This is a genomic window from Streptomyces canus 299MFChir4.1 (assembly GCF_000383615.1).
GTDB classification, from domain to species: domain Bacteria; phylum Actinomycetota; class Actinomycetes; order Streptomycetales; family Streptomycetaceae; genus Streptomyces; species Streptomyces canus_C.
Map to the genome: position 1 here is coordinate 121,776 of NZ_KB911583.1, position 24,071 is coordinate 145,846.

The following is a 24,071-nucleotide window of genomic DNA, read 5'->3' on the forward strand; positions in this document are numbered from 1 at the left end:
GATCATCGGGCCGGGTCCGGATCTGAGGTCCCCTGCCGGGGAGCCGTCCGCAGACGGCACGCCAGCCCGACGATGCCCCCCGCGGCCCGGGCGGCGGCCAGGGTGCCCGCCACGAGCGGAACGACGGGCAGCGCGGCCAGGTCGCCGCGGCGCGCCGCCCTGTGGAGCGGCAGCGAGAGCCAGGCCCCGAACGTCCCCGCCGCCACGTGCCGCAGGTGCCCGTGCCTCAGTGCCGCGCCCAGCACACCCCCGAGCACGGCCGTGCGCACCACGGCCACGGCCAACTGCCTGTCGCCGGCCAGGAGTCCGATGTCCGCACCGCGCCGGAAAGCCTTCCGGACCGCGTCCGGCAGCGACGACCGCTCCTGCCGGTCGGCGTCCGCCGGTCCCCTCAGGACCGCCCACGGCCCGGCCGCTGCCACCGCTCGCTGGAACAACAGGTCCGTGTCCGGCGCACGGCGTTCCGAAAAGCCGCCCACGGCCTGCCACATCTCGCGGGTGAAGGCGAGCGACCCTTCGGGCGGGGCGCCCGTCCCCAGGCGCGGACCGAAGAGGAGACGGTGGATCCCGGTCCACGGCCCCGGACGGCGGCGGACCTCGTCCGGCAGCGGATACAGCGAGGCCACGGCCGCGTGGAGCGCTCCCTCGCCCGTCACCCGGCACACTCCGGCCAGCAGAGCGGCCGCCGGTTCCTTGGCCGCCGCCCGCACCCGCGCCAGCCACCGCGGTCCGGGAGCGCACTCGGCGTCGGCACAGACGATCAAGGCGTTGGCGGCTTCCCGGACCCCCGCGTTGCGCGCGGCCCCAGGACTGGCTCCGGGCCGCACCGCCAACCGCACGCGGGCGTCCCGGCCCGCCCAGGCAGCGACGCGGCGCACGGTGTCGTCGGCGGAGCCACGGTCCACCACGACGATCTCGTCACCGGCGACGGTGAGCCGGCTCAGGAGCGACATGAACGGCTCGATCGCTCCGCCCTGGTCGAGCACGGTGACTACCACCGACACGGGTGCCGTGCCCACCAGCCCGGCGCCGGGCAGTCGTGCCGCCCGGCACAGCGTCTGCGCGAGCAGTTCCGCGCACTCCTGCGGACCGGGGTTGGCGACGGTCCGGCGCAGACCGGCCCGGCCCATGGAGATCCGGGTGTCCGAGTCCGCCAGCCGGCCCAGCGCGTCGGCCACCATGCCGGGGTCCGCGGGCGGCACGACGATGCCGCCGGGCGGCTCCGCGGGACCGGCCACCCGGTCGGCCACCGAACCGGGGCCCGTGGTGATCACCGGAACACCGTTCAGCATGGCCTCGATGGCCGTTCCGCCGAACGCCTCCTGTCCCGGCCCGGTCCCGTCCGGCTTGGTGAGCACGGCGACGCAGTCGGCCGCCGGAATGATCCGCCAGGCGTCCTGGATCCAGCCGGCGAAGTCCACCCGCTCGGCCACCCCGAGTGCCTCGGCCAGGGTGGTGAGCCGTCGTCGCTCACCAGGGTCGCTCGGGTCCTCGGGGCCGACCACGGCCAGCCGCCACCGCTCACCGCCGGGCCGCGCCAGAGCCGTGACCGCGTCGTCCACGCCCTTGTAGGAGACCAGCCTGCTGATGGTGAGCAGCAGCCGCTCACCGTCCTCGAGACGTATCCCGTGCCGGGCCAGTGCGTCGCGGGCGGCCGTACGGGGCAGGGCTGCTCCGCTCGGCGCGGGCACCGGAACGAGCGAGGCGCGCCGGTGGTGGGAGGCGGCGATCAGCCCGGGCTCGGTCCCTATGCAGGCGGCCGTCGCCGGTGCCAAAAGGCTGGTCAGCAGGCCGTCGTAGGAGTGGTCGTGCTTGGCCCAGACACACGGCACCCCGCACAGCGCGGCGGCTGGGGCGGCCACCGTCGCGGCTTTGACGCCGTTGGCGAGGACCACATCGGGCGTTCGCGCCCGCAACCGGCGCAGCAGCCAGGCGGCGGTGGCGGCCAGGGCCGGGACGGAGCGGCCGGTGGGGCGCAGTACGCACGGGATGCCGCGCCGCGTGAACTCCTCCCGCAGCGGGCCGTCGGCCAGCATGACGACGTCCACGTCGAGCCGGTCGGTGACGTCCAGCAGGGACAGCAGCCAGAGTTCGGCGCCGCCGACGACCCCGTAGGGTGCCACGACGGTGACGTGCAGCGGACGGTTCATACGACCCTCCCGCGCCGGAGCATTCTGTCGAGGACCTGCACCTGCTGCGGGTCGACGCGGCGGGTGGCGAGCAGCCAGCACGGCACGTACAGGACCACCGCGGTGAGCACGGCCGGCACGAACGGCCAGGGTGCCAGCAGGGGCCCGCAGGCGACGGCGGACGCGGCGACCGAGGGCAGCATGGCCCGCGGCAGCCTGGGCAGTCCCGCTCGGGGCCGGCCCAGCAGGATCAGGGCGGCGGCGTAGACCGCGTAGGAGAGCGAGGTGGTGCACGCGGCCGCGATCCCTCCGTAGCGCGGGATGAGAGCCAGGTTCAGGCTCATGTTCACCGCCAGGGCGATCAGGGCGCCGGCGAGGGCGCGCGGCGTCGGGCCGGCCGCGACGATGGCGTACGAGGCGAGGTAGGAGACGCCGTAGAGGAACGGGGCGGGAGCGAGCCAGGCCAGCATGGCGGTTCCCTGGTCGGCGAATTCCGGGCCGTAGAGGATGTCCAGGATGCCGTGTCCGCGGCACCACAGAAGGACCATGTAGGGCAGGAACACGGCGGCCATCATGCTGAGGCCCTGTTCGCTGTAGCGCCGGACGCGCGTGGGCTCGGGCGCGCTCGCCATCAGGGGGAAGATGGTGCGAGCGGTGACGAAGCTGACGAACAGGGTGGTCTCCAGGAGCCGGTAGACGGCGGCGTAGATCCCGACCTCGTGGTCCCCGGCGAACCAGGCGATCATCACCGTGTCGATCCGGAAGAGCACCATCAGCACGAGCGAGGCGACGCCGATCACCCAGGTGCCCCGGTTCAGTTCCACCAGTCCGGCCGAGGACACGGACCGCCAATCGGGAGCGTGTCCGTGACACCGCATCAGCACTGCCGCCGTCAGCGGTCCGACGGCGGTTCCGGCGAAGAAGGCCACCGCCAGTCCGGTGAGTCCGGTGTGGGTGGCCAGGGCGAGGAGAGCCGCCCCCGCCGTCAGCAGCCGCTGCACCAGATGGACGACGGCCATCATGATCTGGCGTTGCAGTGCGGCGGTCGCGGCTCGGTAGGCCTCCGTGTACGTGTCGATCAGTACGGCGGCGATGATCAGCAGTCCTACGGTGCTGCCCCCGCTCCCGGAGAGCGACGTGAGTCCGGACAGTGCGCCCACCACCGCCAGGGCCAGGACGACGAGCAGGGTGCGCATGGCCAGCAGTTCGGCGAGCAGCTGGCGCAGCCGCCCCGGTTCGGCGCTGGCCCGCTGGATCACCGTCACGTCGTACCCCCACTGCGGCACCACGGCGATGAGCGTGCCGATCGCCAACGCGTAGGAGAACGCGCCGAAGTCGGCCACGCCGAGCATCCGGGCGGCCCCCACGGTGAGGATCAGCATGGACAGCTTGCCGATGATCTCGGCGCCGCCGAGCACCAGCGCGGTCCGGGCGGTGTGCTGCTGCCCGCCGGGACCAGGGGGCCGGCCGGCGGGGCGGGTGGCTGCGCTTCGGCGCCGTGACCACCGCCTGCCGCCGGGGCACATGAGTGCCGGCGCAGAAGCGATCGGCGCCCGTACCCGCACCGAAGCGGCCGGAACGCAGCAACTCCGCAGTAGCTGGTTCACCTTTGAACACCTCGGAACTGGTCCCCGAGCGCGCGTACACGATCAATGCTTGCCCATACCCGCCCTGTGTGCCAGCGGGGGACCCGCAGAGCGTCGGGCCCGAGGTTGACGCGCCGCACCGGGGGGCAGAGAGTGTACGTATACATCGTAAGCGTACATAGCGAGAGGCATGGACGGGAGTACAGTGCTCATGTCCGCGCGACAGCCGTGGCCGCGGTGGGGCCCCCTTCCCCGGAGTCCCCGTCGTCACCGCCTCCGTGTCCTGGTGGTGCTGGGCATGGTCGCGGCGCTCGCTCTGTTCGGTCTCGGCGCCGGTGCCCTCCGGTGGGGGACCGACCACTACGGCGATCAGGTGGCCCGTATCCCCGACGCCTTCCCCGCCGGGCCGCGCCCGCCCCGGCCCGCCGCTCACGACGGCGGTCGGACCTTTCTGCTCGCGGGTCTCGACAGTCGTTCCGAGCGGCACACCACCGGCAGCGACGCGACCGCGAGGCTCTGGACGTACGGTGCGCAGCGCAGTGACGCGCTGATGCTGGTGCATCTCGGTGGCGAGGGGCACGGCGTCCATGTGCTGTCGATCCCGAGGGACAGCTGGGTGCCGGTCCCCGGCCACGGCTCCGCGAAGATCAATGCCGCGTTCTCGTGGGGCGGTCCGCCTCTGATGATCCGCACGGTGGAGCGCTTCGCCGGAACCCGCGTCGACCATTTCGGCGTCATCGACTGGAACGGCTTCAAGGCCCTCACCGACGCGGTCGGCGGCGTGACCGTCACCGTTCACGAGGACTCCTACGACGCCGCCCGGCACCGCCGTTGGACGGCCGGCCCCCACGTGCTGCGGGGCGCCGACGCCCTCGCGTACGTCGGGCAGCGCTACGGACTGCCACGGGGCGACCTGGACCGGATCACGCGTCAGCAGCAGTTCCTGCGCGGCCTGATCGGGAGGATACGGGACCGGGTCGACCTCACCGATCCCCTCGGCACCGCCAGGACGCTCGACGCGGTCACCCGCACGCTGAGCGTGGACGACAGGATGTCCAACTCCGATCTGCGCGACCTGGTGTTCGGGCTGCGGGACCTGGATGCCTCGGACGTCCACTTCGCGACCGCTCCTGTCCTGCGGTCGGAGACGATCGGCGGGCAGTCCGTCCTGGTTCTGGACCGGGCGAAGCTACGAGCGCGCTGGCACGCGGTCGAGACGGGAGCGGTCGACTGACGCCCGCGGTCCCGGTTGACCTTTGCGGCCTTGGCGGTGATGATGTACGTATACATCGTAAACGTATGTTGGTTTCGTGGTGATGGGTGATGCGGAATCGGATGGAGGACGGACAGAAACCGCCCCCGGCCTTGAGCGCCCCCATCGAGGACTACGCCCTCATCGGTGACCTGGAGACCGCTGCCATGGTGGGCAGGGACGGCTCTGTCGACTGGTTGTGTCTGCCCCGCTTCGACTCTCCCGCCTGCTTCGCCGCGCTGCTGGGCACCGAGGGCAACGGGTCCTGGCGGATCGCTCCGGTCGGCACGCGTGCCCGGCTGCGGCGGCGGAGCTACCGGGCGGACACCCTGGTGCTGGAGTCGGAGTGGAGCGACGGAGGCGGCACGGTGCGGGTGGTGGACTTCATGCCGCCGCGCACCCGGTGGCCGTGCCTCGTGCGGATCATCGACGGACTGTCGGGGACGACCCGGCTGCGCAGCACGCTGAGACTCCGGTTCCATCAGGGACGGGTCCTGCCGTGGATCCGCGCGGTCCAGGGCTTCACGGTGGCGGTCGCCGGGCCGGACGCGGTGTGGGTGCACGCCGACGGGCCGGTCGGGGCACCCGGCCGGACGGACCCGATGGAGTGCGACTTCACGGTCGCGGCGGGTGACCGGGTGGCCCTGATGCTCGTGTGGTCGCCCTCCCATCTCCCCGAGCCCCCCGCGCCGTTGGGCGTACCGGCGGAGGCGCTGCTGAAGGAGACCGTCGACCTGTGGCGCCGCTGGACCGCCAAGTGCCGCTACGAGGGGCCCTACCGGGACGCCGTGGTGCGCTCCCTGATCACGTTGAAGGCGCTCACCTATGCCCCGACGGGCGGCATCGTCGCCGCGCCGACCACGTCGTTGCCCGGATCCATCGGCGGGGAGCACAACTGGGACCACCGCTACTGCTGGCTGCGCGACTCGGCTCTGACACTCTCCTGTCTGCTGCGCAGCGGCTACCGGGACGAAGCCACGGCCTGGCTGGAGTGGCTGGCGCGGGCCGTGGCGGGCGACCCCGCCGAGATCCAGACCGTCTACGGCGTGGCCGGGCAGCGGCTGCTCCCGGAGACCGAGGCGCCATGGCTGGCGGGCTACGCGGGATCGCGGCCGGTCCGGTTCGGCAACTCGGCCGTGGACCAGTTCCAGTTGGACGTCTACGGCGAAGTCCTGGACGCCTTCTCCCTGTCCCTGCGCGTCGGGGTCCCCCTGCCGGACCATGTGTGGAGCCTGGTCGACGCGATGATGGACTTCGTGCTCGACCACTGGCGTGAACCGGACCAGGGCCTGTGGCAGGTGCGCGGACCGCGGCGGCAGTTCGTGCACTCCAAGGTCATGGCCTGGGTGGCGGCCGACCGTGCCCTGCGCATGGGCGAGTTGCTCGGCCGTAGTGGTTCGTCGCAGCGGTGGCGGGCCATGCGGACACAGGTGCACCGGCAGGTGTGCCGGAAGGGCTGGGACCCTGTGCGGCGGTCGTTCGTCAAGGCCTACGGTTCACCGGAGCTGGACGCCTCCGCCCTGCTGATCCCCAGACTCGGCTTCCTGCCGGCCCGGGACGAACGGGTGCGCGAGACCGTACGGGCCGTGCGGGGGCTCCTGGACGGCGGTTTCGTGCGGCGGTACACCCCCGACGAGCAGGAGATCCGGGGCGGTCTTCAGGGGGCCGACCTGGCGTGTTCCCTCTGGTATGCCGACGCCCTCGCCGCGTCCGGCGAGGTCGAGCAGGCACGGGAGATGTTCCACAGGGTCCTCGCCGTCCGGAACGACGTGGGACTGCTGTCCGAGCAGTGGGACCCGGACGCGGGCCGCCAACTGGGCAACGCACCGCAGGCGTTCAGTCACATCGCCCTCGTCGAGACGGCGTACGCCCTGTCGTCGACCGGTTCTCACCCGTCCGTCGGCCTGGGGCGGCGCTCGGACTCCGCGTAGCCGTACGGGCTGAGCAGCTGGAAGCGCCACGCGTCGCGGCAGATGTCCGCGAGATCACGGGCGGGCCGCCACCCCCACTCCCGGGTCACCGCACTCGAGTCCGCCACCACCTCCGCGACGTCCCCGGGGCGCCGGGGACCGATCTCGTACGGCACCGTCCTGCCCGACACCTGCTCGAACGCTCTGATCAGGTCGAGTACGGAACGGCCCTCTCCCAGGCCGACGTTGTAGACCCGCATACCGGGCCCGTCGGACAGGTGGTCGAGGGCGAGACGGTGTGCCTCGACGCTGTCCAGGACGTGGATGTAGTCGCGGATCGCCGTGCCGTCGGGGGTCGGGTAGTCGTCTCCGAAGATCTGGAGCCGCTCCTGACCGCCCACGGCCGCCTGCGTCAGGTTCGGCATGAGGTTCTCGGGCGCGCCCCGCGGGGCCTCGCCGAGCAGTCCGCTGGGGTGGGCTCCCGCGGGGTTGAAGTGGCGCAGACAGGCCACCGTGTACTCGGGGCGACGGCGGCACACATCGGCCAGGATCTGCTCGGAGAGCCACTTGGACGCCGAGTACGGGGTGGTGGGGCGGGCCGGGGCGGACTCGTCGACCGGGACCGTGGTCGGCCTGCCGTAGATCGAGCAGGTGGACGAGAACACCAGCCGGTGCACCCCGTGCTCGTGCATGGTGTGCAACAGGGCGGTGGTCCCCCCGACGTTGATGTCGTAGTACTCGACGGGCCTCCGAGTCGAACCGCTGAGCGACTTCAGTGCCGCGAAATGCACCACCGCGTCCACCGCGTGCCGGTCGAACACCGCCGACAACGCCCGCCGGTCCCGGATGTCCAGCTCGTAGACCGCCCCCACGAAGCGTCCCGCGATGCGCTCCACCCGGGTCAGGGCCTGGGGATTGCTGTTGCAGTAGTTGTCCACCACGACGACCTCGTAGCCGTGGTCGAGGAACTCCACACAGGCGTGGCTGCCCAGAAAGCCCGCCCCGCCGGTGACGAGGACGGTCGACGGAACAGGTTCTCTGCGTGCCATGACGGGAGCTCCGGCGCGAGACTGTGAACGTCGTACGTTTACGACGTATAGGTACGACTCTGCGCCCGATCGGGTGCCTTCGTCAAGGCCTTCCGCCTCACGGCCTGACCAGCAGCCGGAAGTCGAACGCGTACCGCGACGCCCGGTAGATGTGGCTGCCGTACTCCACCGGGCGGCCGGTGTCGTCGTAGGCCGTGCGCTGCATGGTCAGGACCGCCGCGCCTTCCTCTTCGTCGAGGCGGTCGGCCTCCTCGGCGGTGGCGGAGCGGGCGCCGATGGTCTGGCGGGCGCTGTGCAGGGTGACGCCGGCGGTGCGCAGCAGGCGGTAGAGGCCGGTGGACTCCAGTCGGTCGCTGTCCAGGTCGAGGAGGTCGGTGGGCAGGTGGTTGCACAGGAGGGCCACCGGCTGGCCGTGGGTCAGGCGCAGGCGTTCCAGCACCGTGACCGGGCTGCCCTCCGGGAGGGACAGCGCGGCCGCCACGTCGGCGGGGGCCGGTACGGTCTCGTTGCGCACGACCCGCGTGGCCGGACCCTGTCCGGCCGCCTCCAGGTCGTCGTAGAGGCTGCTGAGTTCCAGGGGGCGCTTGACCTGGCTGTGCACCACCTGCGTGCCCACCCCGCGCCGGCGGACCAGCAGGCCCTTCTCCACCAGGGTCTGGATGGCCTGGCGGACGGTCGGGCGGGACAGGCCGAGGCGGATCGACAGGTCGATCTCGTTGCCCAGGAGGTTTCCCGGGGCGAGCGCGCCGTGCTCGATGGCCGCCTCCAGCTGCTGGGCGAGCTGGTAGTACAGCGGCACCGGACTGCCCCGGTCCAGGGCGAAGTCCAGGGCGTCCAGCGCGGGGGTGGTCGCGGCACGTGGCGTGTCGCCGGGCTTCGCCATGGGGGTACCTCCCTCAAAGGGTCGGGGGCGGGCCGTCACAGGTGGGTGCGTCGGGCGGCCGCCTGACGGTCGTACTCCGTCCTCGCCGCCACCGCCGCCTCCCGCGAGGCCGTCTCCGCCACCGGCACGTCCCACCAGGCCTGAGCCGGGGGAGCGGTCGCGGTCGCGGTGTCCGTCTCGACGTAGACACACGTGGGACGGTCCGAGGCGCGGGCCGTGGCCAGGGCCTCCCGCAGCTCGCGCACGGTCTTGGCGCGCAGGACGTCCATGCCGAGGCTCGCCGCGTTGGCGGCCAGGTCGACCGGGAGCGGGGCCCCGCTGAAGGTGCCGTCGGCGGCCCGGTAGCGGTAGGCCGTGCCGAAGCGCTCGCCGCCCACCGACTCCGACAGGCTCCCGATGGAGGCGTAGCCGTGGTTCTGGATGAGGACCAGGTTGATCGGCAGGCCCTCCTGGACCGCGGTGACCAGTTCCGTCGGCATCATCAGATACGTGCCGTCGCCGACCAGCGCCCACACCGGGGTGTCCGGGGTCGCCTGCTGGACCCCGATCGCCGCCGGGATCTCGTAGCCCATGCAGGAGTAGCCGTACTCCAGGTGGTACTGGCGGGGACTGCGGGCCCGCCACAGCTTGTGCAGGTCGCCGGGGAGCGAGCCCGCCGCGTTGATCACCACGTCCTCGTCGCCCACGACCGCGTCCAGCGCGCCGAGCAGCTGGGTCTGGGTCGGCACGGCGTTCTCGTCGGCGGCGCGGTACGCCTGGGCCACCACCTGGTCCCAGCGCGCCTTGCCGGTGCCGTACGCGGCCTCGTACGCCGGGTCCACGCGGTGGCCCTCAAGCGCCGACGTCAGCGCCTCCAGACCCGCCCGGGCATCGCACACGAGCGTCCGCGCGGCCAGCTTGTGGGCGTCGAAGGCGGTGATGTTGAGGTTGAGGAAGCGCACGTCCGGGTTCTGGAAGAGGGTGCCGGAGGCGGTGGTGAAGTCCGAGTAGCGCGTGCCCACGCCGATGACCAGGTCCGCGGTGCGCGCGAGCTCGTCGGCGACCGCCGTGCCGGTGTGGCCGACGCCGCCCACGTCGGCGGGGTGGTCGTGGCGCAGGGAGCCCTTGCCCGCCTGGGTGGAGGCGACCGGGATGCCGGTGGCGTCCACCAGCGTCCTCAGCGCCTCCTCGGCCTCGCTGTGGTGGACTCCGCCGCCCGCCACGACGAGGGGCCTCCGGGAGGAACGGATCGCCCTGACCGCCTCCGCCAGCTCCACCGGGTCCGGCACGGGCCGCCGTACCCGCCACACCCGCTCGGCGAAGAACTCCTGCGGCCAGTCGTACGCCTCCGCCTGCACGTCCTGGGGGAGGGCGAGGGTGACCGCGCCGGTCTCGGCCGGGTCCGACAGGACGCGCATGGCCTGCAGGGCCGACGGGACGAGGGCCTCGGGGCGGTGGACGCGGTCGAACCAGCGGGAGACCGGGCGCAGGGTGTCGTTCACCGACACGTCCGCCTCGGTGGGGTGCTCCAGCTGCTGAAGGAGCGGGTCGGCGGCTCGGGTGGCGAAGTAGTCGCCGGGCAGGAGCAGGACCGGGAGGCGGTTGATCGTCGCCAGGGCCGCGCCGGTGACCAGGTTCGTGGCGCCAGGGCCGATCGACGTGGTGACCGCCTGGGCCGACAGGCGGTTGAGCTGGCGGGCGTGGCCGACGGCCGCGTGGACCATCGCCTGCTCGTTGCGGCCCTGGTGGAAGGGCATCGCGTCCTCGCCCGCCTCCAGGAGGGCCTGCCCGATACCCGCCACGTTGCCGTGGCCGAAGATGCCCCAGGTCCCGGCGATCAGCCGGTGCCGTACGCCGTCCCGTTCCGTGTACTGGACGGACAGGAACCGCACCAGGGCTTGGGCGACGGTCAGGCGGGTGGTGGCGCTCATCAGGACTTCTCCGGTGCGGTGTAGAGGGGAGGTGGGGGGAGACGGGGAGGCGGGGAGCGGGGGACGGGCTGGTCCGGTCAGGAGCCGTGGAGCGGCCGGGGGCACGGGCCGCCGGTCACGGCGCGACGCCGTTCACGAGACCGTCGACCTCCGCCGGTGTCGGCATCGCGGCGGAGCCGGCGAGGCGGGCGGCGGCATGCGCGCCGGCCGCGCCCGCGTACCGGACGGTCCGTTCCGGTTCCCAGCCCGACAGCAGCCCGTGGCACAGCGCGCCGCCGAACGCGTCGCCCGCGCCGAGGCCGTCGACCACCTCGACCGGGACCGGCGGGACCGCGGCCGTGGTGCCGTCCCGGTGCACGGCGAGAACGCCCTTGGGGCCCTGCTTCACCACGGCGAGTTCCACGCCCGCCGCCAGCAGGGCCTCGGCGCACTCGTGCGGTCCGCGGACCCCGGTGGCGACCTCGCACTCGTCGAGGTCGCCGACCGCGACGGTCGCGTGCCGCAGGGCCTCGGCGTAGTACGGCCGGGCCTCCTCGGGGTCCGCCCAGGCCGTGTCGTTCCACAGCGCGGGCCGCCAGTCGAGGTCGAAGACCGTGGTGCCCGACCTGTCGCGGCACTTGAGCGCGGCGAGCGTGGCCGAGCGGCTCGGCTCGGCGCTCAGACCGGTGCCGGTGATCCAGAGGATCCGGGCCGCGCGGATGGCGAAGTAGTCGAGCTCGTCCGTGTGTATCTCCAGGTCGGGGGCCCCGGAGACCGGTGTCGAGGAGTCCGCCACCCGGGTCACCCAGCGGTTGTCGACGCCGCACTCCGTGAGGGTCTGGTGGAGATACGCGCCGAAGGCATCGGCTCCGGTGCGGCTGATGACCGCGGTGGAGCGGCCGAGCCGGGCGGCGGCGACCGCGACGTCCGCGGCTGAGCCCCCGAGGAACCTCCCGGAGGACCCGCCCCGGGCCCGCGGCACCCCTGGTCGGTGCGGGTGGAGATCAACTCCGATACGGCCCATACTGATCACGTCGAACTGCTGCACTGGCTCGACCATGCGCGACGCTCCTCGGTCCGGACTGGGGATGCGAGGCCCTCCGGGCCCGTTGCATCCCAGGTGTAGGACTCGAAGGGCGACGCTGTCAATAGTTTGTACTTACATTCGGACCTGTTCGTGAAATGATGTCTTAACAAAGTATTGACAGCGGGCGCGCCAGGGGAGTTGGATCCCGTCCCAACGCAAGTTGGCGCGTTTTCACAGATCCCGCCCCCTTTCCCGACGTTCTCCCCGTCGCACAGTGAGGTGCAAGGAAAGATGGACCGCTCTTCTCTCTCCCGTTCGCGGAGATTCGCTCCCGCCGTGGCCCTGGCTGCGGCCGCGGCCCTGACGCTCGCCGGCTGCTCCAGCAGCTCGGGCGGCAAGAAGTCCGAGGAGAGCGCGGACGGCGCCTCCGCGGGCAAGGCCACCACCCCCCGGATGACCATCGCCCTGGTCACCCACCAGTCGCCCGGAGACACCTTCTGGGACATCGTCCGCAAGGGCGCCCAGGCCGCCGCCGCCAAGGACAACGTCAAGCTGGTCTACTCGGCCGACCCGAGCGCGGCCAACCAGGCCAACCTGGTCCAGAACGCCATCGACCAGAAGGTCGACGGCATCGCGATCACCCTCGCCAAGCCCGACGCCCTCAAGGACGTCGTGGCCAAGGCGAAGAAGGCCGGCATACCCGTCGTCGGCCTCAACTCCGGTGTCAGCGACTGGCAGAAGCTCGGCCTGATGGAGTTCTTCGGCCAGGACGAGTCCGTGGCCGGCGAGGCACTCGGCAAGCGGCTGAACGAGGCCGGCGCCAAGAGCGCCGTCTGTGTCATCCAGGAGCAGGGCAACATCGGCCTCACCCAGCGCTGCGACGGCGTGAAGAAGACCTTCACCGGCAAGCTCCAGACGCTGAACGTCAACGGCACCGACATGCCGTCCGTGAAGTCGACGATCACCGCCAAGCTCTCCCAGGACAAGTCCATCGACTACGTCGTCACCCTCGGCGCGCCCTTCGCGCTGACCGCGGTGCAGTCGGCGTCCGACGCGGGCAGCAAGGCCAAGATCGCCACGTTCGACCTCAACAAGGACCTGACGGGCGCCATCAGCAAGGGCACCATCGAGTTCGCCGTCGACCAGCAGCCCTACCTCCAGGGCTACCTCGCCATCGACTCGCTGTGGCTCTACAAGAACAACGGCAACTACATGGGCGGTGGCGAGCAGCCGGTGCTGACCGGCCCGGCCTTCGTCGACAAGTCCAACGTCGACGCGGTGGCCGCGTTCGCCGCGAAGGGCACCAGGTGATGGGTATGACCCAGCACGCCGAGCCGGCGGTGACCACACCGCCGGCCCCCGGCCCCAGCAACACCAAGGACGGCCGGACCGCGGAACGACCGCTCGCCCTGCGGCTGTTGGCGCGCCCCGAGGTGGGTGTGTTCCTGGGCGCGGTGGCGGTGTGGGTGTTCTTCCTGATCGCTGCTCCGCCGGTGCGCGAGGGCAGCGCGATGGCGAACATCCTCTACCAGTCGTCGACGATCGGGATCATGGCGCTGCCGGTCGCCCTGCTGATGATCGGCGGCGAGTTCGACCTGTCGGCCGGCGTCGCGGTGATCACCTCGGCGCTGACCGCGAGCATGTTCGCCTTCCAGCTCACGCTGAACGTGTGGGTGGGCGTCTTCGTGGCGCTGCTGGTGTCGCTGGCGATCGGGTTCCTCAACGGCTGGCTGGTCGTCAAGACCGGTCTGCCCAGCTTCCTGATCACCCTGGGCACGTTCCTGATCCTCCAGGGTGTGAACCTGGCGGTGACCAAGCTGGTCACCGGGAACGTCGCCACCGACGACATCTCGAACATGGACGGCTTCGACCAGGCCAAGAAGGTCTTCGCGAGCTCCTTCGAAGTGGCCGGCGTCCAGATCAAGATCACCATCATCTACTGGCTCGTCTTCGCCGCGCTGGCGACCTGGGTGCTGCTGCGCACCAAGTACGGCAACTGGATCTTCGCGGTGGGCGGCAACAAGGAATCCGCCCGGGCCGTGGGTGTCCCGGTGAAGTTCACCAAGATCAGCCTGTTCATGCTGGTCGGCTTCGCCGCCTGGTTCGTCGGCATGCACAACCTGTTCTCCTTCAACACCGTGCAGTCCGGCGAGGGCGTCGGCCAGGAGTTGATCTACATCTCGGCCGCGGTGATCGGTGGCTGTCTGCTGACCGGCGGCGCGGGCTCGGCGATCGGGCCGGTGTTCGGGGCGTTCATGTTCGGCATGGTCCAGCAGGGCATCGTCTACGCCGGCTGGAACCCGGACTGGTTCAAGGCCTTCCTCGGCGTGATGCTGCTGGGCGCCGTCATGATCAATCTGTGGGTCAGCCGCACCGCGACCCGGAGGTAAACGCACTATGACCACTGAAGAGACCGGCCCGCACGGCGCGATCATCGCCGACACCCCCGACACCGCCGCCGGCGGCGAGGACGGGGTGATCGTGGAGCTGCGCGGCGCCGGCAAGTCCTACGGCAACATCCGCGCCCTGCACGGCGTGGACCTGAAGGTCCGTCCCGGCCAGGTCAGCTGTGTGCTCGGCGACAACGGCGCCGGCAAGTCCACCCTCATCAAAATCATCTCCGGCCTGCACCGGCACACCGAGGGCGACTTCCTCGTCGACGACACCCCGGTGCGCTTCAGCACCCCGCGTGAAGCCCTCGACAAGGGCATCGCGACCGTCTACCAGGACCTCGCGGTCGTCCCGCTGATGCCGGTGTGGCGCAACTTCTTCCTCGGCTCCGAGATGACCAAGGGCCCCTGGCCGATCCGTCGCCTCGACATCGAGAGGATGAAGAAGACCGCCGACCACGAGCTGCGCGAGATGGGCATCGTCCTGGACGACCTCGAACAGCCCATCGGCACTCTCTCCGGCGGCCAGCGCCAGTGCGTGGCCATCGCCCGCGCCGTCTACTTCGGCGCCCGCGTCCTGATCCTGGACGAGCCCACCGCGGCCCTGGGGGTGAAGCAGTCCGGCGTGGTGCTCAAGTACGTGGCCGCCGCCCGCGACCGCGGTCTGGGCGTCATCTTCATCACCCACAACCCCCACCACGCCTACATGGTCGGCGACCACTTCAGCGTGCTGCGCCTGGGCACCATGGAACTGTCCGCCCCCCGCGACCGGATCACCCTGGAAGAGCTCACCAACCACATGGCCGGCGGCGCCGAACTCGCGGCCCTGAAGCACGAGTTGAGTCAGGTCCGCGGTGTCGACACCGAGGCCCTCCCCGAAGAGGGGGACCTGACCGCGGCCACCACCGGAGAGGGGACGTCCTGAGATGGCGGCCTCACTCGACCGTATCCGCGTCGGTTCGGCCCCGGACTCCTGGGGCGTCTGGTTCCCCGACGACCCGGCCCAGGTGCCGTGGGAACGGTTCCTGGACGAGGTCGCCGAGGCGGGCTACTCCTGGATCGAGCTGGGGCCGTACGGCTATCTCCCGACCGATCCGGCCCGCCTGACCGACGAGATCGCGCGGCGCGACCTCAAGGTCTCGGCGGGGACGGTCTTCACCGGGCTGCACCGCGGTCCCTCGGTGTGGGAGGAGACCTGGGAGCGCGTCAGCCAGGTCGCCGCGCTCACCCGGGCGACGGGCGCGCGGCACCTCGTCGTCATCCCGTCCTTCTGGCGGGACGACAAGACCGCCGAGATCCTGGAGCCGCCCGAGCTGACCCACGAGCAGTGGGCCCACCTCACCAAGGGCATGGAACGGCTCGGCCACGAGGTGAAGGAGGTGTACGGGCTCGACATCGTCGTCCACCCGCACGCCGACACCCACCTCGACACCGAGGACCACGTCGAGCACTTCCTGGACTCGACGGACTCCGAGCTCGTCAACCTCTGCCTGGACACGGGGCACTACGCCTACTGCGGCGGGGACAGCGTCAAGCTCATCGAGACGTACGGCGAGCGCATCGGCTATCTGCACCTCAAGCAGGTCGACCCGGAGGTCCTCGCGGACGTCGTGGCGGACGGGGTGTCGTTCGGGCCGGCCGTCCGGCGCGGAGTGATGTGCGAACCGCCGTCCGGTGTACCCGAGTTGGAGCCGGTGCTGGTGGCCGCGCAGAAACTCGGCGTGGAGCTGTTCGCCATCGTCGAGCAGGACATGTACCCGTGCGAGCCGGACAAGCCGCTGCCGATCGCGGTGCGCACCCGCAAGTTCCTGAGGTCCTGCGGAGCCTGAAGGGATCACCATGACCGAGCGAGCCACGCTGGGCGTCGCCGTCATCGGCACCGGCAAGATGGGCGCCGACCATGTCCGCCGTATCCACGAGGTCGTCAGCGGTGCCCGGGTGAGCGCCGTCGTGGACCTCGACGCGGAACGCGCCAAGCGGATCGCGGTCCGCGTCGAGGGTTGCACCGCCTACACCGATCCCGCCTCCGCGATGGCGGCGGCCGACGTGGACGCCGTCCTGATCGCCTCACCCGGCCCCGCCCACGAGGCGGCGCTCCTGCAGGCCTTCGAGCACGACCTGCCCGTGCTGTGCGAGAAGCCGCTCACCCCCGACGCGGCCTCCGCGCTGCGGGTCGTGGAGGCCGAGCAGAAACTGGGCCACCGGCGTGCCCAGGTGGGCTTCATGCGGCGCTACGACGCCGAGTACATGAAGCTCAAGTCCCTGCTGGGGACGGGCCAGTTGGGGCGGCCGCTCATGCTGCACAACCGGCACCGCAACGCCGCGAGCCCGCCCTTCTTCACCAGCTCCATGCTGATCAGCGACTCCGTGGCCCACGAGACCGACGTGACCCGCTGGCTGCTCGGACACGAGATCACGGCGGTCACGGTGTGGCGCCCGACCCCGTCGGCGAACGCCCCCGACGACCTCCAGGACCCCCAGTTCGTCGTCTTCGAGACCGACGGCGGCGCCCTGTCCGACGTGGAGATCTTCGTCAACTGCGGCTTCGGCTACCAGGTCCGGGCCGAGGTGGTCTGCGAACGCGGCACCGCCCGCATCGGCGACGGCCACGCCATGGTCACCAACATGGCGGGACGTTGGGGCGGCACCATCGCCCAGGACTTCGTCGAACGCTTCGCCGACGCCTACGACCGCGAGGTGCAGGCCTGGGTCGACGCCACCCGCCGCGGCGAGGTCACCGGCCCCAGCGTGTGGGACGGCTACGCGGCGGCCGCGGTGTGCGAGGCGGGCGTACGGTCGCTGGACGAGGGCGGCCGGGTGCCGGTGGAACTCGCGGAGCGACCCGCGCTGTACGGCTGATTCCGTGCTGTACGGGGCGAGTTCGGCGAAGTTCCCCCGTGCTCGCTACGTACTCGGTGAATCGCGGTATCGGCGTGACCCCCTGTGCGACCATGGCGCGGCTGTCCTCGGCGGGGCGGCGAGGGGGTGGTCATGGGACTCGCACGGATACTGCTGCCGTTGCCGCGCGCGGCGGCCCGGCTGGCGCCGGAGAGGGGCGGACCGCTGCTCGGGGCGGCACTGTCGTACTGCCTCACGCCCTCCTGGGCGGGCCTGCGGTCGCCTTCGCCCGCGCGACGGCTGGCCTGGGCCGACGAGGCGGTCGCGGTCTACCGCGCGACGGACGACGCGGACGGGCTCGGCCGCGCCCTGGCGCTGCGCGCCCACGCGTTGCTGCTGTCCGGCCGGTACGAGGAGGCGTGCGCGGGCGTGGCCGACGCGGTCGCCGTTCCCGGGGCGCAGGCGTCCCCGGCGCTGACCGCGTTCGCCGGCGATGTGCGGGCACAGGCCCTCGCGGGAGCCGACCGTACCGAGGAGGCCGTGTCCGTGGCACGCGCGTGCGTGGAGGCGTACCGCGGGCTGTCCGGCCCCGAACGCCGGGAGCGGGCGCTCGGCAGTCTGCCCGGCGCGCTGCGCACCTACGGGATGCTGCTCGCCGCGGTCGGCCGGACCGAGGAGTCCGTGGCCGTGTACGAGGAGTGCGCGGCGCTGCTCGCCGCCATGTCGCTCAGGGAGCTGTCCCACGTCGAGCTGGTGCGGCCGCGCGTACTGGCCGAACTGGTCGGCGGGCTGCGGGCGTCGGGGCGTTACAAGGACGCGCTGGGCGTGGGCCCCGAGGCCAGGGAGGCGCTGCGCGGCCCCGTCGCGTGGGCCGTCCCCGAGATCGTCCTGCCCCTGCGGGTACGGCTCCTGGTGGACCTCGCCCGCTGCCACAGCGCCACCGGCGCCCCGGTCGAGGCCCGCGCCTGCGCCGTGGAGGCGGTGGCCGAGGCCCGCAAGCCACTCGGCGCGAGCGCCCTGCCCGCGGCGTTGACCTGCCTCGCCGACGTCCTCGGAGAACTCGGCGAACAGGACAGGGAGTCGGACATCCGCCGCGAACTCGGGGAACTGGACCCCGACTTCACGGCGGACCGGGCCGGGGGCTAGGGCGGACCGGCTGAGTGGAGCTGGGGGTTGGGGTGGTCCTCCGGAGGTGTTGCGGGTCCGCACGGAGGCGCGGCGGGACGTCCGCTCGGGGCCAAGGTCCGGGCCGGTCGGACGGACGCCCAGGGACAGGTGGCCTCCGGACGTCGCTGCCGGCCCACCCGGAGGCTGCGGCGGGACTCCGGCCCGGTGCCGACCGCAGGAGACGGCCCGGCCACCGGATCAGCGTTGCCGAAGGGCCGCCGGACGCGTGGGCCCACCGCTGCGGACCGGTCGGACAGTCCCGGCGGTCGGGCGGCTCTCCGGTCTTCCTGAGCTGCTGTCGGATCACCCGGTATCACGAGGCCGCGGCCGGACTCCACCCCGCGCCAAGGCCCGGCCCCTTCGACCGGTCTCAGGACATGACGTACCGCGGCCTCGGCTCGAATCCGGCCGCCCGGTACGCGGTGTCGATCAGTGTCATCGTCGCCACCGCGTCGTCCGGGTCCAGCGGCAGCGGGGCGCCCCCGCGCACCCGGTCCGCGAAGGCCTCCAGCTGGTAGGTGTACGACGAGCGGGTGCCGAGCCGCTCGGTGCGCTCGCCGGCCGCCGTGCGCACCACGACACGGTCGTCCGTGTGCGGCAGCACGAAGTTCGGCGCGCAGGCCTCCCCGTGCGAACCGATGATCCGGCAGCTCATCTCCAGCCGGTCGTACGCCATGTGGCAGCGCGCCGACCCGGTCGCACCGCCCGGGAAGGCCAGGTCCGCGTCCAGCCACTCGTCGACGCCCGGAGCTCCCGCCCGCTCCCCGCCCCGCGCGGAGACCAGCCGCGGCGCGCCGCCCGCCCAGGGGGCCAGCACGCGCAGTGCGTGCAGGCTGTAGCAGCCGAGGTCCATCACCGCCCCGCCGGCCAGCGGCAGCGACCAGCGCGGATCGGAGTCCGCCGGAGCCGGGATCGCGACCATGGTCTCCACGTGCCGCAGCTCCCCGATCTCCCCGCTCGCCAGAACCTCGTGCAGACGCCGGGTGACCGGGTGGAACAGGTAGTGGAAGGCCTCCATGAAGACCGTCCCGGCCTTCGCGGCTGCATCCCGCACCTCCGCGGCCTCCTCGGCGTTGCTCGCCGACGGCTTCTCGCTCAGCACGTGCTTGCCGGCGGCGAGCGCCGCGAGGTTCCACGGCCCGTGCAGCCCGTTGGCGAGCGGGTTGTAGACGACCTCGACCTCGGGGTCGGCGATCAGTTCGGCGTACGACCCCGCCACTCGCTCCACACCGTGCTCGGCCGCATAGGCCTCGGCGCGGGCCCGGTCGCGCGCGGCCACCGCCACGACCCGGTGGCCGGTCGCCCGAGCGGGGCCGAACAGCGAGGCCCCGCTGATCCGCGCGGCTCCCAGGACTCCGATGCGCAGCGGTTCGTTCATGTCTGCCGTTCCTCCTCGGTCGTGGCTGGGCCGTGGCCCTGCCGGGTCAGTGTCCCCCGCACGGGAGGGAAGTGGTGGCGCACGAGGTCCTGGGCGTGCGCCACCGTGCACTCGACGAGTTCGAAGGCGGGCAGCCCGCCGACGTGGTAAGTGCGGTGCCGGCCCTGCAGCGCGTCGAGCCGGTCCAGCGCCCCGGCCGCGAGGTCGGCGCTGCCGAAGTGCGGCATGAACGCCCACTCGCGCCGCAGATGCACCTCCTCCAGCCGTCCGCCGAGGGCCGCGACGTCCTCGCGCAGCAGCGCGGTGACGTCGTCGGGGCGGCCGTAGGAGTAGAAGGTCCGCACCTCGCTGTCCGGGTAGCGGTGGTGGTACGAGACGCAGTGGCCGGCCGTGTCGCGGCTCCCGGTGTGGGCGGCGAGGAAGTAGAAGGCGTCCTCGGGGAGGCCGGACGCCGCGGCGAGGGTGGTGTGGTAGGCGTTGCCGCGGATCCGCGCGGCCAGGTCGTGCTCCTCGTCGGTGGCGTCCAGGACCGGCAGGACCCGGTCCGGCGCGACCGCGAGCACCACGTCGTCCGCCTCGACCGGGCCCGAGTCGGTGTGCACCCGCACCCCGTCCTCGCGGCGCTCCACCGATGTCACACGCACCCCGCACCGCACGTCTTTCAGCTCCTCCGCGACCCGGCGCCACAGCGTGGCGAACCCGCCCACGACGGTGAAGTCGCCCGGGTGGCCGAGGAGTTCGGGTCCGGGGTCCAACAGCCCGGTCATCTCCGCGTACTTGACGAAGTACAGCGCCGGGATGTCGTCGTCGAGGTGGCCGTACCCGGCCGCCGTGTATCCGGTGCCGAAGGACTCGGCCATGGACCGGAGCCCGTGCTCGGCGAGCCAGTCGGCGACGGGGGCGGCGAGCGCCCGCGCCGAGTGGGCGAGCCCGGGTTCGCCGATGCGGGGGAACTCCCGCTCCCGCAGGGCCCGGTAGCGCTGGAGGGAGCCGTCGCGCAGGAACGCCATCGACTGGCGGACGGCGCGTCCCCCGGCGTCGAGGACGCGGTAACGGCTGGTGCGCTCCGTCGCCACGTCCAGTTCGGTCAGCAACTGAGCGACCCGTTCGTACCTGTTGGTGCAGATGTGGCCGCCGAGATCGAAGGCGTGCCCGTCGACGTGCACGCTCTGGCACTTCCCGGCCACCGTGGCCTGCTCCTCCAGCACGGTCACCCGGTGCCCGGCGCGCTCCAGTTCGCCGGCGGAGACCAGGCCGCTGGGTCCCGCGCCCACGACGGCCACGGTTCGGGGGCCTGCGGTGTCGGGTAACTCCTGCATGCTCGTGACTCCTGGGTCGGTCGGACGTGGCAGGCTCTCATGGTCGTACGGAGAGATCACGTGACCGTAAACGGGCGTCGCGGGCGGAGCGTTCACCCCGCCGTGTCCCGGGCACGGGGCCCGGGACACGGCGGCGGGCTCAGGCGGAGCGGACCTCGGAGATCGTCACCGGGCGGCGCTCGTGCAGGGACAGCGTGCACGCCTCGGCGATCCAGCCCGCTTCCAGGGCGTCCGCGACGGTGCACGGCGAGGGCCGGGTGCCGGCCACGACCTCGGTGAACGCGGTGAGTTCGGCGCGGTAGGCCGCGGTGAAGCGGTCCATGAAGAAGTCGTGCGGGGTGCCCGCCGGGAAGGTCACCCCGGGCTCGACCGAACGCAGCGGGAGCTTGTCCTCCAAGCCCACCGCGATGGAGTCCGTGAAGCCGTGGATCTCCATGCGGACGTCGTAACCCCGGGCGTTGTGACGGGAGTTGGAGACCACCGCGATCGTGCCGTCGTCGAGGGTGAGGATCGCGCCGGTGGTGTCGGCGTCGCCCGCCTCCTTGATGTACTCGGCGCCCCGGTTGCCGCCGACGGCGTACACCTCGACGACCTCGCGGCCGGTCACCCAGCGGATGATGTCGAAGTCGTGCACCGAGCAGTCCCGGAAGATGCCCCCCGAGGCGGCGACGTACGCGGCCGGCGGCGGGGCCGGGTCCAGGGTGGTCGAGCGCACGGTGTGCAGCTTGCCCAGCTCACCGGCCTGGACAGCGGCCCGCGCGTTGACGAAACCGGTGTCGAAGCGGCGGTTGTAGCCGATCTGGATCGGTACGTCGCTGCCCTGGACGGCGTTGAGGACGCGGACGCCCTCGCTCATGTGCTTGGCGACGGGCTTCTCGCAGAAGACGGGGATGCCGGCCTCGACACCGGCCAGGATCAGCCCGGGGTGGGCGTCCGTCGCGGCCGCGATGACGATGCCGTCCACACCGGCGGCCAGCAGGGCCTCGGGCGAGTCGACGACCTCGCCGCCGAACCGGTCCGCGGCGGACTTGGCGGCCTCGGCGAACGGGTCGGTGAGCACGAGCGACTCGACCGCGTCGAGTCCGGAGAGGGTCTCGGCGTGGAAGGCGCCGATGCGGCCGAGGCCGAGGATTCCGATACGCATGGGGGTGCAGCTCCTTGAGGGTTGGTGCGGGGGTGCTAGTCGAGGCCGCCGAGGACGTTCTGGTCCCAGTCGATCACCGATCCGGTCACCACGCCCGACCGGTCGGACAGCAGGAGGACCACGAAGTCGGCGATCTCGTCGGGCTGGCCGAGCTTGCCCATCGGCAGCCTGGCCGCGGCCTCCTCACGCCAGTCGTCGCCGGCGCCGTGGAAGGTCTTCTGGGTGGCGTCCTCGCCCTCGGTCGCCGTCCAGCCGATGTTCAGGCCGTTGATCCGCACCCGGTCCCAGCGGTGCGCGTGCGCCGCGTTGCGGGTGAGACCGATCAGGCCGGCCTTCGCGGCCACATAGGGCGCCAGGAACGGCTGCCCGCCGTGCGCCGAAGACGTGATGATGTTGACGACCGTGCCGGGCGCCCCTCGCCCGACCATGTCCGCCACCGCCGCCTGCATGGCGAAGAACGGCGCCTTCAGGTTGATCGCGATGTGCTGGTCGAACAGTTCCGGCGTGGTGTCGAGGAGGGTGCCCCGGGAGGTGAGCCCGGCGGAGTTCACCAGACAGTCGACCCGGCCGTACGCCTCCACGACCCGGGTGACGGAGGCCTTGGCCTGCTCGGCGTCGGCGAGGTCGGCGCGGACGAACAGCGCCTTGCCGCCGGCCGCCTCCAGTTCCGCCACCAGCGCCTCACCGGGCTCGGGGCGGCGGCCGGTGACGGCCACGACCGCCCCCTCACGCACGGCGGCCCGGGCGATGGCGGCACCGACCCCCTGGCTGCCGCCGTTGACGAGGACGACCTTGTCGTCGAGAAGTCCCATGAACGTGCCGGTACCTTTCAGCAGTCGTGATTCAGCTGGTGCGCCGGTCGGCGCCCGCCCGTAGTTCGTCCCGGAGCGTCCGCGGGGTCCAGCCCTCGGCGAGCGCCCGGCGTACGAGGTCCGCCTGGGAGGGCGGGGCGAGTCCGTCGACCGGGGGGTCGCTGTCGAGGTTGGTGGGGAAGGGGTAGCCCTCGGCGCTCGCGGCGATCACGTTGTCCAGCCACTCCGCGTCGGCGCCCTCCGCCTTCCGCCGCAGCAGCGCGGGGTAGACGGCGTTCGACACCGCCTCCCGGTCCACGGTCTCCATGGCACGTCCGAAGGCCGAGGACACCTGGAGCAGGTTGCCCATGCGCCGCACCTCGGTGGTGCGGTTGGTCCCGGCCGCGTGGAACAGCGCCGGGTTGAAGAAGACGGCGTCGCCCTTCGCGAGCGGCAGCTGGACGTGGTGCTCCTTGAAGTACGCCTGGAACTCCGGCCGCCGCCACGCCAGATACCCGGGCTCGAACAGCTGCGAGAACGGCAGGTACAGCGTCGGGCCCGACTCCACGGGCATGTCGCAGTGCGCGACCGCGCCCTGGAGAGTGAGCACGGGGGAGAGCCGGTGGACGTGCGCCGGATACGCCGCGGCGGCCTCGTCGGAGAGGAAGCCGAGGTGGTAGTCGCGGTGCGCGGTCTGCGCGAGCCCGCCCGGGTTGACCACGTTGACCTGCGAGGTGACCTGGTAGCCGGGGCCGAGCCAGGCCTCGGACGCCAGGGCGATCACGGGGTTGGCGTAGTAGTCGGCGAACGCCGCCGGGTCGTAGAGGGCGGCCTTCTCCAGCGCGTTCCACACCCGCTCGTTGGCGCCGGGCTTCGCGAAGTGGTCGCCCGCGGTCGTGCCCGCCGCGTACTGCTCGCGGATCAGCGAGTCGAAGACCTCGGTGAACCGGTCGACGACCGCGGGATCGGGAAACGCCCCCTGGAAGACCACGACCCCGGGGCCGTCGGCCAGGGCCCGCACCAGCTCCTCCTGCACCTCCCGGCGGTCCTTGGCGCCGAGGACGCGCCCGGTGTCGTACAGCAGGACGTTCCGCTCCACGGCCGAGGCGTGAGGATAGTCGGCGGGGTCGGCCGTCCGCTCGACCAGAGCGCGGAACGAGCCGAGGTCGCAGTCCTGCTCGGACAGCCAGGCGCGGCGGTGTACGGCGGTGAAGGACATCGGCGTCCTCTCGGTGACAGGGGCGACTCAGCGCTGTCATTCTTGTCATGACAAAGGCGTCGAACAACCAGCAGGCAGCCATCAAAAACCCCTCAAGGAG

General features: G+C 72.1%; 19 protein-coding genes. 8 read left to right on the forward strand and 11 right to left on the reverse strand.

Annotated features, from left to right (window positions below; all coding sequences use genetic code 11):
- Positions 1 to 2: 2 nt before the first annotated feature.
- Together H293_RS0104455 and H293_RS0104460 are read right to left on the reverse strand one after the other, a co-directional pair.
- The gene (locus H293_RS0104455) at positions 3 to 2,150 is read right to left on the reverse strand and encodes a glycosyltransferase (RefSeq protein WP_020116675.1); all 2,148 of its coding nucleotides are present in this window, start codon (positions 2,148 to 2,150) and stop codon (positions 3 to 5) included.
- Positions 2,147 to 3,547 carry an oligosaccharide flippase family protein gene (locus H293_RS0104460; protein WP_020116676.1) on the reverse strand — a complete coding sequence of 467 codons (1,401 nt, stop codon included), beginning with the start codon at positions 3,545 to 3,547 and terminating at the stop codon, positions 2,147 to 2,149. Before H293_RS0104460 ends, H293_RS0104455 begins: the two co-directional genes overlap by 4 nt.
- A gap of 466 nt (positions 3,548 to 4,013) precedes the next feature.
- On the opposite strand from H293_RS0104460, the gene H293_RS49035 reads away from it, so the two are divergent.
- Both H293_RS49035 and H293_RS0104470 read left to right on the forward strand, forming a co-directional pair.
- Positions 4,014 to 4,949: an LCP family protein gene (locus tag H293_RS49035; protein WP_063746909.1), complete on the forward strand. Its 936-nt coding sequence runs from the start codon at positions 4,014 to 4,016 to the stop codon at positions 4,947 to 4,949.
- 131 nt (positions 4,950 to 5,080) lie between these two features.
- Positions 5,081 to 6,898 carry a glycoside hydrolase family 15 protein gene (locus H293_RS0104470; RefSeq protein WP_033415258.1) on the forward strand — a complete coding sequence of 606 codons (1,818 nt, stop codon included), beginning with the start codon at positions 5,081 to 5,083 and terminating at the stop codon, positions 6,896 to 6,898.
- Here the strand turns inward: H293_RS0104470 and galE are convergent.
- From galE to H293_RS0104490, 4 genes are all read right to left on the reverse strand, one after another.
- Positions 6,856 to 7,926 carry a UDP-glucose 4-epimerase GalE gene (galE, locus tag H293_RS0104475; RefSeq protein ID WP_020116679.1) on the reverse strand — a complete coding sequence of 357 codons (1,071 nt, stop codon included), beginning with the start codon at positions 7,924 to 7,926 and terminating at the stop codon, positions 6,856 to 6,858. The genes H293_RS0104470 and galE overlap by 43 nt on opposite strands.
- 97 nt (positions 7,927 to 8,023) lie before the next feature.
- Positions 8,024 to 8,809: a GntR family transcriptional regulator gene (locus tag H293_RS0104480; RefSeq protein WP_020116680.1), complete on the reverse strand. Its 786-nt coding sequence runs from the start codon at positions 8,807 to 8,809 to the stop codon at positions 8,024 to 8,026.
- Positions 8,810 to 8,844: 35 nt separating this feature from the next.
- Positions 8,845 to 10,719: a 3D-(3,5/4)-trihydroxycyclohexane-1,2-dione acylhydrolase (decyclizing) gene (gene iolD / locus H293_RS0104485; RefSeq protein ID WP_020116681.1), complete on the reverse strand. Its 1,875-nt coding sequence runs from the start codon at positions 10,717 to 10,719 to the stop codon at positions 8,845 to 8,847.
- 115 nt (positions 10,720 to 10,834) lie between these two features.
- A complete protein-coding gene (locus tag H293_RS0104490) occupies positions 10,835 to 11,758 on the reverse strand; it encodes a PfkB family carbohydrate kinase (RefSeq protein ID WP_020116682.1) in 924 nt (307 codons plus the stop codon).
- Positions 11,759 to 12,016: 258 nt separating this feature from the next.
- Between H293_RS0104490 and H293_RS0104495 the strand changes: the two genes are divergently transcribed.
- The 6 genes from H293_RS0104495 (at position 12,017) to H293_RS0104520 (ending at position 18,099) form a co-directional block, all read left to right on the forward strand.
- On the forward strand, positions 12,017 to 13,036 hold the full coding sequence (locus H293_RS0104495; RefSeq protein ID WP_028807548.1) for a sugar ABC transporter substrate-binding protein: 1,020 nt from the start codon (positions 12,017 to 12,019) through the stop codon (positions 13,034 to 13,036).
- On the forward strand, positions 13,036 to 14,115 hold the full coding sequence (locus H293_RS0104500) for an ABC transporter permease (protein WP_028807549.1): 1,080 nt from the start codon (positions 13,036 to 13,038) through the stop codon (positions 14,113 to 14,115). The genes H293_RS0104495 and H293_RS0104500 overlap by 1 nt, the downstream gene beginning before the upstream one ends.
- Positions 14,116 to 14,122: 7 nt before the next feature.
- Entirely contained in the window at positions 14,123 to 15,040 is a 918-nt protein-coding gene (locus H293_RS0104505; RefSeq protein ID WP_020116685.1) for an ATP-binding cassette domain-containing protein, read from the forward strand.
- A 1-nt stretch (position 15,041) separates the two neighbouring features.
- Positions 15,042 to 15,944 carry a sugar phosphate isomerase/epimerase family protein gene (locus H293_RS0104510; protein ID WP_020116686.1) on the forward strand — a complete coding sequence of 301 codons (903 nt, stop codon included), beginning with the start codon at positions 15,042 to 15,044 and terminating at the stop codon, positions 15,942 to 15,944.
- A 10-nt stretch (positions 15,945 to 15,954) separates the two neighbouring features.
- A complete protein-coding gene (locus H293_RS0104515; protein ID WP_020116687.1) occupies positions 15,955 to 16,974 on the forward strand; it encodes a Gfo/Idh/MocA family protein in 1,020 nt (339 codons plus the stop codon).
- A gap of 132 nt (positions 16,975 to 17,106) precedes the next feature.
- The gene (locus H293_RS0104520) at positions 17,107 to 18,099 is read left to right on the forward strand and encodes a hypothetical protein (RefSeq protein ID WP_020116688.1); all 993 of its coding nucleotides are present in this window, start codon (positions 17,107 to 17,109) and stop codon (positions 18,097 to 18,099) included.
- Between the two features lie 391 nt (positions 18,100 to 18,490).
- On the opposite strand, the gene H293_RS0104525 is transcribed toward H293_RS0104520, so the two are convergent.
- From H293_RS0104525 to H293_RS0104545, 5 genes are all read right to left on the reverse strand, one after another.
- Positions 18,491 to 19,498 carry a Gfo/Idh/MocA family protein gene (locus H293_RS0104525; RefSeq protein ID WP_020116689.1) on the reverse strand — a complete coding sequence of 336 codons (1,008 nt, stop codon included), beginning with the start codon at positions 19,496 to 19,498 and terminating at the stop codon, positions 18,491 to 18,493.
- Positions 19,495 to 20,817: a protoporphyrinogen/coproporphyrinogen oxidase gene (locus H293_RS0104530; protein WP_033415235.1), complete on the reverse strand. Its 1,323-nt coding sequence runs from the start codon at positions 20,815 to 20,817 to the stop codon at positions 19,495 to 19,497. Before H293_RS0104530 ends, H293_RS0104525 begins: the two co-directional genes overlap by 4 nt.
- Positions 20,818 to 20,956: 139 nt before the next feature.
- A complete protein-coding gene (locus H293_RS0104535) occupies positions 20,957 to 21,961 on the reverse strand; it encodes a Gfo/Idh/MocA family protein (RefSeq protein WP_020116691.1) in 1,005 nt (334 codons plus the stop codon).
- Positions 21,962 to 21,996: 35 nt separating this feature from the next.
- Complete coding sequence (locus H293_RS0104540) at positions 21,997 to 22,773, reverse strand: SDR family oxidoreductase (protein WP_020116692.1); 777 nt, start codon at positions 22,771 to 22,773, stop codon at positions 21,997 to 21,999.
- Between the two features lie 31 nt (positions 22,774 to 22,804).
- Positions 22,805 to 23,971: a phytanoyl-CoA dioxygenase family protein gene (locus H293_RS0104545; RefSeq protein WP_020116693.1), complete on the reverse strand. Its 1,167-nt coding sequence runs from the start codon at positions 23,969 to 23,971 to the stop codon at positions 22,805 to 22,807.
- Positions 23,972 to 24,071 lie beyond the last annotated feature (100 nt).

Bases quoted from the DNA above. Each gene is read 5' to 3' on its own strand.
- H293_RS0104505 (WP_020116685.1), top strand. From the start codon at position 14,123: ATGACCACTGAAGAGACCGGCCCGCACGGCGCGATCATCGCCGACACC.
- H293_RS0104510 (WP_020116686.1), top strand. From the start codon at position 15,042: ATGGCGGCCTCACTCGACCGTATCCGCGTCGGTTCGGCCCCGGACTCC.
- H293_RS0104530 (WP_033415235.1), bottom strand. From the start codon at position 20,817: ATGCAGGAGTTACCCGACACCGCAGGCCCCCGAACCGTGGCCGTCGTG.
- H293_RS0104515 (WP_020116687.1), top strand. From the start codon at position 15,955: ATGACCGAGCGAGCCACGCTGGGCGTCGCCGTCATCGGCACCGGCAAG.
- galE (WP_020116679.1), bottom strand. From the start codon at position 7,926: ATGGCACGCAGAGAACCTGTTCCGTCGACCGTCCTCGTCACCGGCGGG.
- H293_RS49035 (WP_063746909.1), top strand. From the start codon at position 4,014: ATGGTCGCGGCGCTCGCTCTGTTCGGTCTCGGCGCCGGTGCCCTCCGG.
- H293_RS0104480 (WP_020116680.1), bottom strand. From the start codon at position 8,809: ATGGCGAAGCCCGGCGACACGCCACGTGCCGCGACCACCCCCGCGCTG.
- iolD (WP_020116681.1), bottom strand. From the start codon at position 10,719: ATGAGCGCCACCACCCGCCTGACCGTCGCCCAAGCCCTGGTGCGGTTC.
- H293_RS0104525 (WP_020116689.1), bottom strand. From the start codon at position 19,498: ATGAACGAACCGCTGCGCATCGGAGTCCTGGGAGCCGCGCGGATCAGC.
- H293_RS0104495 (WP_028807548.1), top strand. From the start codon at position 12,017: ATGGACCGCTCTTCTCTCTCCCGTTCGCGGAGATTCGCTCCCGCCGTG.
- H293_RS0104490 (WP_020116682.1), bottom strand. From the start codon at position 11,758: ATGGTCGAGCCAGTGCAGCAGTTCGACGTGATCAGTATGGGCCGTATC.
- H293_RS0104520 (WP_020116688.1), top strand. From the start codon at position 17,107: ATGGGACTCGCACGGATACTGCTGCCGTTGCCGCGCGCGGCGGCCCGG.
- H293_RS0104455 (WP_020116675.1), bottom strand. From the start codon at position 2,150: ATGAACCGTCCGCTGCACGTCACCGTCGTGGCACCCTACGGGGTCGTC.
- H293_RS0104535 (WP_020116691.1), bottom strand. From the start codon at position 21,961: ATGCGTATCGGAATCCTCGGCCTCGGCCGCATCGGCGCCTTCCACGCC.
- H293_RS0104545 (WP_020116693.1), bottom strand. From the start codon at position 23,971: ATGTCCTTCACCGCCGTACACCGCCGCGCCTGGCTGTCCGAGCAGGAC.
- H293_RS0104540 (WP_020116692.1), bottom strand. From the start codon at position 22,773: ATGGGACTTCTCGACGACAAGGTCGTCCTCGTCAACGGCGGCAGCCAG.
- H293_RS0104500 (WP_028807549.1), top strand. From the start codon at position 13,036: ATGGGTATGACCCAGCACGCCGAGCCGGCGGTGACCACACCGCCGGCC.